The sequence below is a fragment of the Shewanella vesiculosa genome (genome assembly GCF_009994065.1).
Taxonomy (GTDB): Bacteria; Pseudomonadota; Gammaproteobacteria; order Enterobacterales; family Shewanellaceae; genus Shewanella; species Shewanella vesiculosa.
In genome coordinates, this window is the sequence record NZ_JAACSD010000021.1 from 15948 (window position 1) to 30044 (window position 14097).

A 14097-nucleotide genomic window follows, 5' to 3' on the forward strand; every position below is an offset into this window, starting at 1 on the left:
TTACTGATAACATTATTATGTGATGCAACTATAGATTAGCCATGGTTTCTGACATCACTTTAAGCACATCGACTGTTTCTGGTACATCATGAACTCGAATAATTTGTGCACCTTGCTGAGCTGCAATTAATGCACCAGCAAGACTTCCGGCAAGGCGTTGGTCTATATCACGCGCTAACAGGTCGCCGATCATGCTTTTTCGCGACAGACCTATCAATAAAGGCAAATGAAATTCATGTAACTTTGGTAATGCCGCTAATAGACGGTAATTATGCGCTAAAGTTTTGCCAAAACCAAAACCTGGATCGAGAATTAAACGCTCGCGCTCAATTCCAGCCGCTTCACAGTAAGCGATACGTAATTCAAAAAAAGCCGCCACTTCATCAATCACATCCTCATACTCAGGTTGATCTTGCATAGTTTGCGGCTCACCTTGCATGTGCATTAAGCAAATTGGCACATCTAGCGTTGCAGCCATAGCTAAAGCACCTGGTACTTGTAACGCGCGCACATCGTTGATTAAATTAGCTCCGGCATTAACAGCTTGTTCCATCACTTCAGGTTTGCTGGTATCGATTGAAATCCATACATTGTGTGTTTTTGCTGTGTATTCGATGATAGGGATCACTCGAGCAAGTTCTTGCTCAATCGTCACTTCTGCAGCACCAGGTCGGGTTGACTCACCACCCACATCAATAATTAATGCACCTTGCTCTACCATATTATCAACATGACGACAGGCTTGTTCAAAACCAATATATTCACCGCCATCGGAAAATGAATCTGGCGTCACATTCACAATCCCCATCACTACAGGGCTTGATAAGTCTAGAGTTTTATTAGCATGAGTTAATTGAAACACGGGTATTTTCCTAGATAAGATTAAAAACAAGAAAACCCCTTTCGGGGTTTTCTTTATTTGCTAAATTGTTTATTTAGCGGGTGATTCATCCGCGTCATTGGTATCGGCTTTATTATCGACTTTAACGTCGGTTTTAGCCTCATCCACTGGCGTTTCGGCTTCAGATTTAGGCGTGTTATTGCCACTATCTTTGTCGTCTGATGATTCATCTTTTTGCCATTCAGCTGGCATGCGCACTTCACGGCGATTCATTAGATCATCGATTTGCAACGAGTCAATAGTTTCATATTTCATCAATGCGTCTTTCATCGCATGTAAAATATCCATATTGTCTGTCAACATCGTTTGCGCACGTTGATAGTTTTTATCGATAAACATCTTAATTTCAGAGTCAATCAATGTTGCTGTATCACCTGACATTGCCTTTGCTTTACCCATACTGCGACCTAAGAAAACTTCGTTTTCTTCTTCTGCGTAAAGTAACGGACCTAGCTTGTCAGAGAACCCCCATTGCGTAACCATATTACGAGCTATCGATGTGGCGTACTTAATATCTTGCGACGCCCCTGTAGACACTTTTTCACTTCCGTAAATAAGTTCTTCAGCTAAACGTCCACCATAGGCAACTGAAATTTGTGATTCCAATTTACGACGGCTTTGGCTAACGGCATCAGCTTCAGGTAAAAAGAAGGTCACACCTAATGCACGGCCACGCGGAATAATAGTCACTTTATGCACTGGGTCATGTTCTGGTACCAAGCAACCAATAATGGCATGTCCAGCTTCATGATAAGCGGTCATTTCTTTGTCAGATTCAGACATCACCATAGAACGGCGCTCTGCACCCATCATGATTTTATCTTTAGCACGCTCAAACTCTTCCATACCAACAACACGACGATTACCGCGAGCAGCGAATAACGCCGCTTCGTTGACAAGGTTTGCTAAGTCAGCACCAGAGAAGCCTGGCGTACCACGCGCAATGACACTGGCTTTAACATCATCTGATAAAGGTACTTTACGCATATGTACTTTAAGAATTTGTTCACGACCACGAACATCAGGCAAGCCAACGACAACTTGACGGTCAAATCGACCTGGACGCAACAACGCTGAATCAAGTACGTCTGGACGGTTAGTTGCTGCAATAACAATAACGCCTTCATTACCTTCAAAGCCGTCCATTTCAACCAAAAGCTGGTTTAATGTTTGCTCACGCTCATCGTGCCCACCACCTACACCGGCACCACGTTGGCGGCCTACGGCATCGATTTCATCAATGAAAATGATACAAGGAGCAGATTTTTTAGCTTGTTCGAACATGTCACGTACACGGGATGCACCAACACCGACAAACATTTCCACAAAGTCAGAACCCGAAATGGTAAAGAACGGCACCTTAGATTCACCGGCAATCGCCTTGGCTAATAAGGTTTTACCTGTACCAGGTTGTCCGACCATCAGCACGCCCGTAGGAATACGACCGCCTAATTTTTGGAACTTGGTTGGGTCTCGTAAATAATCAACAAGTTCTTTGACTTCTTCTTTTGCTTCATCACAACCTGCAACGTCAGCAAAAGTGGTTTTGATTTGGTCTTCGCTCATCAGTTTGGCTTTACTTTTACCAAACGACATTGCGCCCTTGCCGCCACCACCTTGCATTTGTCGCATGAAAAATATCCATACGCCAATTAGCAGTAACATTGGGAACCATGAAATAAAGATTTGGGTTAGGAAACCTGACTCTTCAGCTTCTTGGCCTTTCATGGTGATGCCTTTACGATCAAGATCATTAATTAAATCTTGGTCATATATAGGCATGATTGTGGTGAACTTCTCGCCGGTACGTTTAGTTCCTTCAATCGTCCGTTGGTCGCTTTTTATTTCAACCGTGTTAATTTGACCATTTCGAACATTGTCCAAAAAGGCGGAATAATCCATCTTCTGCGAATTCGAAGAAGAGGGGGAATAACCCTGAAACACTGACATCAGTACAACAGCGATGACAACCCAGAGTATTAAATTTTTTGCCATGTCACTCAAATTACTAGACCTCTTAACAGTCCTGCGATTATTAACGTTAGACTACTACAACTTGTAACCAGTCGCCACTAGATAGACTTCCCGAGAGCGCGCTCTAGAGGAGTCTGGTTTTCGGGTTTTTACTACTTTGAATGCCTGCTTGACCGTTTTAATATAATCGTCAAAACCCTCCCCCTGAAAGACTTTAACAGCAAAACAGCCATTAGGCGCCAACACTTGATGACACATATCTAGCGCTAATTCAACTAAATACATAGCTCTTGGTTGATCAACAGCACCCGAACCACTCATGTTCGGAGCCATATCTGATAGTACCACATCCACTTTATCTTGACCTACACGCTCAAGCAATGCTTCGAGTACTTTGTTTTCTCTAAAATCACCTTGAAGGAAATCAACACCAACAATTGGGTCCATAGGTAAAATATCACAAGCAATGACTTTACCTCTGTCACCAACGAGTTTAACCGCAACTTGCGACCAACCACCTGGTGCTGCACCTAAATCAACAACTGTCATACCTTGTTTTATCAAGTTATCTTTTTGTTGTATCTCCTCTAACTTGAATGCTGCTCGTGAACGTAAGCCACGTTTTTGGGCCAGTTTCACATAGTGATCATCAAAGTGTTCTTGCATCCAGCGAGTTGAGCTCGCCGTACGTTTTTTTGTTGTCATTTAAATTCCGCAACGATTCAGAGTTACATAAGCTCTATATAAGGGTAGAATACCCGTTTTTCAACAGTAACTCAGCAAAAGTTGGCACAAATGAACTTAACAACCAAACAAAAACAGCATTTAAAAGGTCTGGCTCACAGTCTAAAACCAGTGGTGCTGCTTGGTGGCAATGGCCTAACTGAAGGTGTTCTGGCTGAAATTGATAGCGCTCTTACACATCATGAATTGATTAAAGTAAAAGTAGCCTCTGCTGACAGAGAGCTCAAAAATGCCATCGTTGACGCCATTATACGTGAAACCCAGTCTGCGAAAGTGCAACTAATCGGTCATGTTTTAGTCATTTTCCGTCATTCGGTAGAAATGAAGATTGCTTTGCCTAAAGCCAAATAGTTTCACATTCTTTTATTAAAAGCCGCTGAATTCAGCGGCTTTTTTATGGGAGATGAATTATCGTTAATCAGGGGTGATCAGGTAATGGAACCTCTTGATAATGCTGCGCCTTTAAGCCTAAAAACTCAGGCAAAGTTGCGCCAATTGAAATTGAAGACCAAGTGCCGGTTAAAATACCAATAAACATCGCGATAGAAAAACCTTCCAATGGCTCCCCTCCCATAATCCACAATGCTACCACGGTTAATAAGGTGGTCCCCGATGTAATCATAGTTCTAGAGAAAGTTGTTTTAACCGCTAAATTATTAATATCTGAAGTTTTCCATTGTAACTTAGCCACTAACTGTTCGCGGATCCTATCAGCAATAATAATCGAGTCATTGAGTGAATACCCCAGAATAGCTAAAATTGCTGCCAGGATAGTTAAATTAAATTCCATTTGGCTTAACGCAAAAAAAGCCAGCACAAACACCACATCATGTACTAAAGCCAATAACGCACCTGAAGCTAAGCGCCATTCAAAACGAAAACTTAAATACCCCATAATACATAGCATAGCGATTAGCAGAGCTATGCTGCCTTGCTCTACTAACTCTTGGCCTACTTGAGGCCCAACAATGCTGCTGTTTAGCACAGTAATATCGGTATTTAATGGCGCTAAGACTTGTCGGAGTTCTGGACGAAGCTGCTCGTCGGGTATGTTGGCATAACGTAATACCCACCGTCCCGGTTCGCTGGCGGAAATAACACTCACGTCTTGTTGGTAGGCGGCGGTCATTAGTGGCTGTATTTCACTGGCCGTAATACGATGGTCAAGTTGAATTTCTGTGACCACTCCGCCAGTAAAATCTAAGCCCCAATTAAACCCCTTTACACCAATTACGCTTAGGGAGACCAGCATCAACACAATAGAAAGTATGCTTGAAATATAGCGCCATTTGGTGAGGTATTTTAGTTTACCTGTTTCTAGTGAGTTATTTATACTTGTTGAGTTCATAGTATTACACCTTAATTGCGCGGCGAGTGTCGCGGCCATAAACTAAATTGATTAATGCTCTCGAGGCAAAAATGCCGGTAAACATGCTGGTTAATAGCCCTAAGCCTAAGGTCAATGCAAAGCCTTGAATAGGGCCATTACCAATAGAGAACAGCACAACGGCGGTGATCATAGTGGTAAAATTAGCATCAAATATGGTTGAGAATGCACTATCAAATCCCACATCTATAGCGCTGGCAAAGCTGCGACCTTCAGCTAGCTTTTCTTTTATTCGCTCAAAGATAAGCACATTAGTATCAACCGCCATACCAACAGTAAGCACTAACCCCGCAATACCAGGTAAGGTTAATACTGCCCCGGGAATAAGGGCTAGTAAGCCAAATAACATCGTCATGTTGGCGATTAACGCCACATTAGCAATCCAGCCTAAACGGCGATACCAGCAGGCCATAAATAATAATGTTACTGACATACCTAATGCTAACGCTGCAAATCCGTTGACAATGTTTTCAGCACCTAAGCTTGGTCCTATTGTGCGTTCTTCTACAATCGTCACCGGTGCTGTCATGGAACCTGCTCTTAGCAATAACGCAAGCTGCTGTGCCTCTTGATGGCTGCCTGAACCGGTAATTTCAAACCGATTACCCAGTTGACTTTGTATGGTGGCAACACTAATGATTTGGGTTGTTTGTCGAGCTTTACCCGCTTCATCTCGGCTATATTCACTGTATGCGGTCGCCATAGGTTTACCTATGTTGTCGCGCGAGAAATCAGACATTAACTTACCGCCTGCAGCGTCGAGACTAATGTTGACTTTCGCCATGCCAAAATCACCAGTAGTCGCTCTAGCATCAATAATATGATCGCCTCCCAGCACTGGCTTTCTTGATACGTACACGGGTTTATCATGTTGGTCGTTAATAACCACAGCGTTTACAGAACCCGTTGGCAGTACGGGATAAAATGCTAAACTGGCCGTTGCACCAATAACGTTTTTAGCGGTGGCAGGATCTTGTACTCCAGGTAACTCAATACGGATACGATGATCACCTTGGCGTTGAACGAGCGCTTCGGTTATCCCCAGTTCCTCTATCCGGCTACGCATAATTTGCAAGTTTTGCTGCACAGTCACATTGGTCAATTTAAGTTGTTCATGTTGAGACAAACTAACTGTGAGTATTTGTTGGTGACCACTTACTTGCCATAATGGATACTGCTGTGCAATAAATTGTCTTAGCTGGGCTCGAGACGGTTCATCAGCAATCTCAATACTCAATGTAGCGCCATCACCGGAACGAACCTTAACGTTACTGATATGCTGATCAGCAGCAAATTGCTTCACGGCATCACCAAGCATAATCGCCTGGTTTTGAAACACTAAATCGAGATCTACATCCAATAAAAATTGTACTCCACCGCGTAAATCTAAACCCAGCTTTATCGGTTTAACACCTAGGTTTAATAGCCAGTGAGGTGCAGCAGGCGCTAAGGCTAATGTCACTTGAGCTTGATGCTCAAACTGCTCAGCTAAAGCCTTTTTAGCTTGGGCCTGCATATCAGGGTTATCTAGCACCACCAGTAAACTATCTTGTTGTTGCTCAATACGTTTACTCTTTATGCCTACCTGGTGTAGCGCATAATCAACTTGTTCTGCTGTTATAGATTGGCTTGGCTTTACACCAAGTTGTACAGCAGGATCTTCGCCATACCAAGATGGTAATGCGCTCATAAATAAGATGATTAATGTGGTAATTAATAACCAGTATTTCCATTGAGAATAATGATTTAGCTGTTTCGTTTTTGATTTCATAACTCTTGATCTCACTAGATCGAGGCTATTTAAGCCACGATAAAAATGCATAGCGAGTGATGAGGCGCAATTGACCTAACCCATCGACCCACAGTAAAACTCATTAGCAAAGCTAATGGCGTTTATCATCAAGGCAGAATATGGCTAACAGGTATGGGAATGGACGAAAAGTAAATTAGACTCTTTCCAGGCGGAAAGTCTTGAAGGAGCTGAAGCTGTGGATAAAACCCAGTCCAATTGCGGACTAAAGTTAATTTGATACCCTATGGTTAAACTTGGAACAGGTGGAGATATAAATTCGTAAGCCAATAAATAATTGGGCTTTAACTCATCAGACTCGTGTTGAACAATACTGATATATCGCGACGAATAAGTGGGCACATAATGAATGTCTTTAGAATTAGATTCTGCAGAGATAGAGTTGGTTGAAGAGATATTACCAACATAGCCCAGCAGTGAACTATTACCATCGATGAGAGTGTGATTTAACGCGGTAATACTATTTGCATCATGACGGTCAATTGAACGATCAATGCCTTTGACTGACGACAGGATAATATCAACGTTAGCTGAACTCATTGGTTGATCACACATACTATCATCTGAGTGTGTGTCGATATTATAAGAACAAGAATGTGCCGTAGTCGTGGTAAATGGCAACGATGCTAAAACCAACACACGGCTATTGATGAGGAAGATTGAACACAACCCCACAATTACCAGCATTAGTAGTATACGAGCCCACGGAAACGTCATAATGACCTTATTTAATCAAGCAATTCAGATACACAATCTGCATATTCTATTTTTACATCATCACAAGATGATTTTTAAACCTATATTTTAAACGTAATATTGCAAAGCATATTAGGCTTCATACGGTAAAATGTAACAGCATTGTAAACTAAATGGATGATATCCATTGCACCTTTAATGTGCAAATGAATTTTTTTACATGTTTTATCGTCATCAGCACATAGGTACTGTATTTCATGACAATAAAAAAGCACTAAACAGGATGCTATTTAGTGCTCGCTAAAGTGATGTGTTATTGATGTCGGTATTGAGTTGTGCAAAAAATTTAATGCTTAATATTTGGTCATCAGCTTTAATATAATAGATAAAACATACTGTTAAATATTAGTTATTCTCAATAACAATCCACACTTAAAGATATTTAACGGCAATGACTTCATAGTCAGTCAAACCACCTGGAGTGGTAATCGAGACTTCATCACCTTCACTTTTGCCAATTAACCCACGTGCAATCGGTGAATTAACAGAAATTAAATTTTGCTTAATATCAGCTTCATCATCACCAACAATGCGATAAGTCACTTCAGCATCAGTATCGATATTTAAAATAGTCACTGTCGTACCAAAAATCACTCGGCCAGTATTTTCTAATTTGGTAACATCAATGATTTGAGCGTTAGACAACTTACCTTCAATGTCACGAATACGCGCTTCACAAATACCCTGATCTTCACGGGCAGCGTGATATTCAGCATTTTCTTTTAAATCACCTAATTCACGAGCAGAAGCAATTGCTTCGGTAATTTTTGGGCGGCGATCGAACTTTAAAAATTCAACTTCTTTACGTAATTGATCTGCGCCAACTACCGTCATTGGGACCTTACTCATAATGTCTTTGTCTCCTTTAAAAACAAAAGCATCCCGTGCTGACGAAAGTCAACACAGTAAAAATTCAGTTGGAAGTACGCAATCGACTTAGCGTACGTATCTAGGATGCATCTTTTCGATGATGTCTGACAGCTTACCTAAGCTTTTACAGACTTGCTAGTCATCCATCATCAAAATGTCATAAAAAAGGTCGCCAAAAGGCGACCTTAGTCATTCCTTCGCAATAAAAACTAACTTTTTATGCGTTTGTGCAGTTCTTGCAAAGATGTCACCTTGATACGATCATCTGCTGAATGCGCCAAACAGGTCGCAAAGGCAGCATTTAATGTCGTCGTGTAATTCACTTTGTAGCGCAATGCTCCACGACGGATCTGGCGAGAATCTTCAATTGCTTGACGACCTTCAGTAGTGTTAACAATGTAGGTATATTCACCATTTTTAATACGATCAAGAATGTGTGGACGACCTTCATGTACTTTGTTAACTAAGCGAGGATTAATCCCTGCTTCACCTAAAATAATCGCAGTGCCGTGAGTGGCATCAATTTCATAGCCTAACTCAATCAGCTTAGAGGCTAAGTCAGCAACACGTTTTTTATCACTGTTACGAACAGATAGTAACGCACGACCTGACTTAGGCACTTCAGATGTGGCACCAAGCTGTGCTTTAGCATAGGCTTCAGCAAATGTATCACCCACGCCCATCACTTCACCCGTTGAGCGCATTTCTGGGCCTAAGAGTGGATCAACGCCTGGGAATTTATTAAACGGCAATACAACTTCTTTTACCGAGAAATAAGGTGGGATCACTTCTTTAGTAAAGTTTTGTGAAATTAAGCTTTGACCAGCCATCACACGTGCAGCAATTTTAGCTAAAGGAACGCCTGTTGCTTTAGATACAAATGGTACGGTACGGGCAGCGCGCGGGTTAACTTCAATCATGTAGATTTCGTTATCTTTTACCGCAAATTGCACGTTCATTAAGCCGATTACGCCTAACTCAAAAGCCAGTTTTGACACTTGCTCGCGCATTCTCGCCTGAACATCAGCACTTAAAGTGTAAGGTGGTAATGAACAACCTGAGTCACCAGAGTGAACCCCTGCTTGTTCAATATGCTCCATAATAGCGCCAACAACCACGGTTTCGCCGTCACATACTGCATCAATATCGACTTCAATTGCATCATCTAAGAAGTGATCGAGTAATACAGGCGATGCATTAGACACTTTAACGGCTTCATTGAAGTAACGCAGTAAATCTTGCTTGTCGTAGACGATTTCCATCGCACGACCGCCCAATACATAAGATGGACGCACCACTAACGGATAACCAATTTTTTCAGCTTCAATCACCGCACTTTCAACAGTCGTTACAGTGGCATTTTCTGGCTGCTTCATGTTTAAACGTTGAATTGCTTGTTGGAAACGTTCACGGTCTTCTGCACGGTCAATCGCATCAGGGCTAGTACCAATAATTGGCACACCTGCGGCTTCTAACTCACGCGCGAGTTTAAGCGGAGTTTGACCACCGTATTGAACAATAACGCCTTTTGGCTTTTCGATACGCACGATTTCGAGCACGTCTTCCAAGGTGACAGGTTCAAAGTATAGGCGATCAGATGTATCGTAGTCGGTTGATACGGTTTCAGGGTTACAGTTAACCATGATGGTTTCATAACCGTCTTCACGTAAGGCTAATGCAGCATGCACACAACAGTAATCAAACTCAATACCTTGACCAATACGGTTTGGACCACCGCCCAGAATCATGATCTTTTCACGGTTCGATGGGTTAGCTTCACATTCTTCTTCGTACGTTGAATACATGTACGCGGTATCGGTTGAGAATTCAGCAGCACAAGTATCGACGCGCTTATAAACTGGGTAAATTTCATGTCGATAACGTAGTTTACGAATCTCGTTTTCATTGACACCTAACACAGCAGCTAAACGCGCATCAGAGAACCCTTTACGCTTTAATTGACGTAAATAGTTTTGCTCTAAACCTGACATACCAAGCTCAGCCACTTTGGCTTCATGGGTAATCAAATCTTCAATTTGAACCAAGAACCAATGGTCGACATTCGTCAACGTGAAGATTTCGTCACGGCTTAAACCGGCACGAAATGCATCAGCTATGTACCAAATGCGGTCACAACCTGGCTCTTTAAGTTCATGACGAATACGTTGCATGGCTTCTGGTGATTGTAAATCCACCACAGAATCAAAACCGTTACGACCCACTTCAAGTCCGCGTAACGCTTTTTGCAATGACTCTTGGAAAGTACGGCCGATTGCCATGACTTCACCAACAGACTTCATTTGAGTGGTTAAACGGTCGTTTGCACCGGCAAACTTTTCAAAGTTAAAGCGCGGTATTTTAGTCACAACATAGTCGATAGCAGGTTCAAACGATGCTGGTGTTTTACCGCCAGTAATGTCGTTGCTTAGCTCGTCTAAAGTGTAACCCACAGCTAATTTAGCCGCGATTTTAGCAATCGGGAAACCGGTTGCTTTAGAGGCCAATGCTGATGAGCGAGATACCCGTGGATTCATCTCAATAATGACCATGCGGCCAGTATTAGGACAAATACCAAATTGTACGTTTGAGCCACCGGTTTCAACACCAATTTCACGCAGTACCGCTATCGAAGCGTTACGCATTAATTGATATTCTTTGTCGGTTAGCGTTTGTGCTGGAGCGACAGTGATTGAATCACCGGTGTGAACCCCCATCGCATCGAAGTTTTCGATAGTACAGACGATAATACAGTTATCGTTGCGGTCACGAACCACTTCCATTTCATATTCTTTCCAACCAATTAATGATTCATCGATCAATAATTCGTTAGTTGGCGACAAATCTAAGCCTTGAGAACAAATCTCTTCAAACTCTTCTTTGTTGTAGGCAATACCACCGCCGCTGCCACCCATGGTGAAAGACGGACGAATAATACAGGGGAAGCCCACCATATCTAATACGCCATAAGCTTCATCCATGTTATGAGCAATACCCGCACGCGGGCAGTCTAAACCAATGGATTTCATCGCTTTGTCGAAACGACTACGGTCTTCAGCTTTATCAATCGCATCTGCTGTCGCACCAATCATTTCAACATTAAACTCTTTTAGTACGCCTTTTGCTTCAAGCTGAAGTGCGCAGTTCAGTGCGGTTTGTCCACCCATAGTCGGGAGAATGGCATCTGGACGCTCTTTGGCAATAATGTTGCGTACGACTTCCCAATGAATTGGCTCGACATAGGTTGCATCGGCCATTTCTGGGTCGGTCATAATCGTTGCTGGATTAGAGTTGACCAGAATAACGCGATAGCCTTCTTCACGAAGGGCTTTACAAGCTTGCGCACCTGAATAATCAAACTCACACGCCTGACCAATAACAATTGGACCGGCACCTAGGATAAGAATACTTTTTATATCTGTACGTTTTGGCATTGCTTCTGTCTTCTCCCAGATAACTACTTGGCGTGCTGACGGTATTGTTCTATAAGCTCGATGAAATGATCGAACAGAGGCGCGGCATCGGTTGGCCCAGGGCTCGCTTCAGGGTGACCCTGGAAGCTAAATGCGGGTTTATCCGTTAGATGAATACCTTGTAATGATCCATCAAATAACGATTTATGCGTCACCTTGATATTAGCAGGTAGCGTGGTTTCATCAGCAGCAAAACCATGGTTTTGACTGGTGATCATCACGTTGCCTTTTTCAACATTGCTCACTGGGTGGTTTGCACCATGGTGACCAAATTTCATCTTTAAGGTTTTTGCGCCTGAGGCTAATGCTAATAGTTGATGGCCAAGACAAATACCAAAAACAGGGATTTCTGTTTTCAAAATTTGCTGGATGGCGGTAATCGCGTAATCACATGGCTCAGGGTCGCCAGGACCATTTGACAGAAATACTCCATCAGGATTCATCGCAAGTACGTCTGCAGCAGAAGTTTGCGCAGGTACCACGGTGACATCACAACCACGGTCAACCAACATACGTAAAATATTACGTTTTACACCGTAATCGTAGGCAACAATTTTATATTTGAGTTCAGCTTCTGGTGTTTCAGACGGTAAACCACCGACTAATTTCCAGCTACCATTGCGCCATGTATAGGCTTTATCGGTAGTCACTTCTTTAGCTAAATCCATACCTTTTAAGCCTGGAAATGCTTTTGCAGCTGCAAGTGCCTTCGCTTCATCTAGGTTGCCGACCATAATGCAACCGGCTTGAGCGCCTTTTTCACGCAAAATACGAGTTAGTTTGCGAGTATCAATATCAGCGATACCAACAACATTATTTGCTTTTAAATAATCGCTTAATGATTGTTGGTTACGAAAATTACTCGCCATAAGCGGTAAGTCACGAATGATTAAGCCACATGCATGAACCGAATCCGATTCAGTGTCTTCATCATTAGTACCTGTGTTACCGATGTGAGGATAGGTTAATGTTACTATTTGGCGTGAATATGAAGGATCCGTAAGAATCTCTTGATAACCTGTCATTGAAGTATTAAATACCACTTCTCCAACAGAGATACCGGTAGCACCAATTGCGGTACCAGAGAATACGGTTCCATCTTCGAGTACGAGTAAGGCAGACTGTGTCAACGCGACCTCCAGAAAAGAGCCAAGCCACTTAAATTATGTGTTTTTTATTTTGCACTAAAAATACCAATTTCCGTTAAATTACGAAATTTTGGCAAATTCTAGCGATTGTATAAGAAATTCGTTTTTACGTCTATATTTTGCAGGATTGTTTTCAAAAAAAAACACCAACGAATGGTGTTTTTAGTCGCTAATTCAACCCTAGTACTTGCTGCATGTCGTATAGACCAGCATTTTGATCTGAGAGCCAAAAAGCCGCTCTCATAGCCCCATTCGCAAAGGTCATTCTGCTCGATGCTTTGTGGGTTATTTCTAACCGCTCGCCTATGTCAGCAAACATAGCGGTATGTTCACCAACAATATCACCAGCGCGAACAGTAGCAAAACCTATGGTATTACGGTCGCGTTCACCAGTAATACCTTCACGTCCAAATACCGCACATTGGTCTAAATCACGGCCTAATGTTTGAGCAATAATCTCACCCATTTTGAGCGCGGTGCCTGACGGTGCATCTTTTTTATGACGATGATGAGCTTCGATTATTTCGATATCGGTATAATCACCCATCACTTCAGTGGCAAGTGCAAGTAACTTCCACATCACATTGACACCAACAGACATATTAGGTGCTAACACCACAGGTACTTGTTCTGAATAGGCACCAATGAGCTCTTTTTGAGCATGATTGAACCCAGTTGTACCGATGACAATGGCTTTGTGATTTTTAGCACACCAATCAAGATGAATGATTGAAGACTCTGGTGAGGTAAAATCAATCAGAACGTCAAAATCATTCACTACGTTATCTAGTGAATCGGTAATAACAACGTCCATTGCACCAACACCAGCAAGCACACCGGCATCAATACCGACTAAACTAGAGCCTGTACGATCTATCGCTGCGCCAAGTACGATGACTTGTTGCTGTCTAGCAGATTCAATCAGTGTACGGCCCATACGGCCACTGGCACCAACTACAGCAATTCTCACTTTTGCAGTCATTTATTTCTCCCAGTGTTAACTAAAGATAAACCTAAAAACAGCATATACAAAAACG

General features: G+C 42.4%; 11 protein-coding genes. 1 reads left to right on the top strand and 10 read right to left on the bottom strand.

What is annotated here, in order from left to right; translation table 11 throughout:
• Nucleotides 1–28 precede the first annotated feature (28 nt).
• The 3 genes from folP to rlmE form a co-directional block, all read right to left on the bottom strand.
• A complete protein-coding gene (folP, locus tag GW828_RS17545) occupies nucleotides 29–808 on the bottom strand; it encodes a dihydropteroate synthase (protein ID WP_220487603.1) in 780 nt (259 codons plus the stop codon).
• A gap of 123 nt (nucleotides 809–931) precedes the next feature.
• The gene (gene ftsH / locus GW828_RS17550; RefSeq protein ID WP_182722046.1) at nucleotides 932–2905 is read right to left on the bottom strand and encodes an ATP-dependent zinc metalloprotease FtsH; all 1974 of its coding nucleotides are present in this window, start codon (nucleotides 2903–2905) and stop codon (nucleotides 932–934) included.
• A gap of 45 nt (nucleotides 2906–2950) precedes the next feature.
• Nucleotides 2951–3580: a 23S rRNA (uridine(2552)-2'-O)-methyltransferase RlmE gene (rlmE, locus tag GW828_RS17555; protein ID WP_124017643.1), complete on the bottom strand. Its 630-nt coding sequence runs from the start codon at nucleotides 3578–3580 to the stop codon at nucleotides 2951–2953.
• Between the two features lie 90 nt (nucleotides 3581–3670).
• Here rlmE and yhbY point away from each other — a divergent pair, with 90 nt between their 5' ends.
• Nucleotides 3671–3970, top strand: a complete 300-nt coding sequence (yhbY, locus tag GW828_RS17560; RefSeq protein WP_182697858.1) for a ribosome assembly RNA-binding protein YhbY — start codon at nucleotides 3671–3673, stop codon at nucleotides 3968–3970.
• A 67-nt stretch (nucleotides 3971–4037) separates the two neighbouring features.
• On the opposite strand, the gene secF is transcribed toward yhbY, so the two are convergent.
• From secF to dapB, 7 genes are all read right to left on the bottom strand, one after another.
• On the bottom strand, nucleotides 4038–4967 hold the full coding sequence (gene secF, locus GW828_RS17565; protein WP_182741654.1) for a protein translocase subunit SecF: 930 nt from the start codon (nucleotides 4965–4967) through the stop codon (nucleotides 4038–4040).
• A 4-nt stretch (nucleotides 4968–4971) separates the two neighbouring features.
• Complete coding sequence (gene secD, locus GW828_RS17570) at nucleotides 4972–6777, bottom strand: protein translocase subunit SecD (protein ID WP_182741655.1); 1806 nt, start codon at nucleotides 6775–6777, stop codon at nucleotides 4972–4974.
• Nucleotides 6778–6921: 144 nt separating this feature from the next.
• Nucleotides 6922–7356, bottom strand: a complete 435-nt coding sequence (locus tag GW828_RS17575) for a hypothetical protein (protein WP_182697855.1) — start codon at nucleotides 7354–7356, stop codon at nucleotides 6922–6924.
• 588 nt (nucleotides 7357–7944) lie between these two features.
• The gene (gene greA / locus GW828_RS17580) at nucleotides 7945–8421 is read right to left on the bottom strand and encodes a transcription elongation factor GreA (protein WP_124017648.1); all 477 of its coding nucleotides are present in this window, start codon (nucleotides 8419–8421) and stop codon (nucleotides 7945–7947) included.
• Between the two features lie 230 nt (nucleotides 8422–8651).
• The gene (carB, locus tag GW828_RS17585) at nucleotides 8652–11873 is read right to left on the bottom strand and encodes a carbamoyl-phosphate synthase large subunit (RefSeq protein WP_182697854.1); all 3222 of its coding nucleotides are present in this window, start codon (nucleotides 11871–11873) and stop codon (nucleotides 8652–8654) included.
• Between the two features lie 23 nt (nucleotides 11874–11896).
• Nucleotides 11897–13054, bottom strand: a complete 1158-nt coding sequence (gene carA, locus GW828_RS17590) for a glutamine-hydrolyzing carbamoyl-phosphate synthase small subunit (protein ID WP_124017650.1) — start codon at nucleotides 13052–13054, stop codon at nucleotides 11897–11899.
• Between the two features lie 175 nt (nucleotides 13055–13229).
• Nucleotides 13230–14042, bottom strand: a complete 813-nt coding sequence (dapB, locus tag GW828_RS17595) for a 4-hydroxy-tetrahydrodipicolinate reductase (protein ID WP_124017651.1) — start codon at nucleotides 14040–14042, stop codon at nucleotides 13230–13232.
• Nucleotides 14043–14097 lie beyond the last annotated feature (55 nt).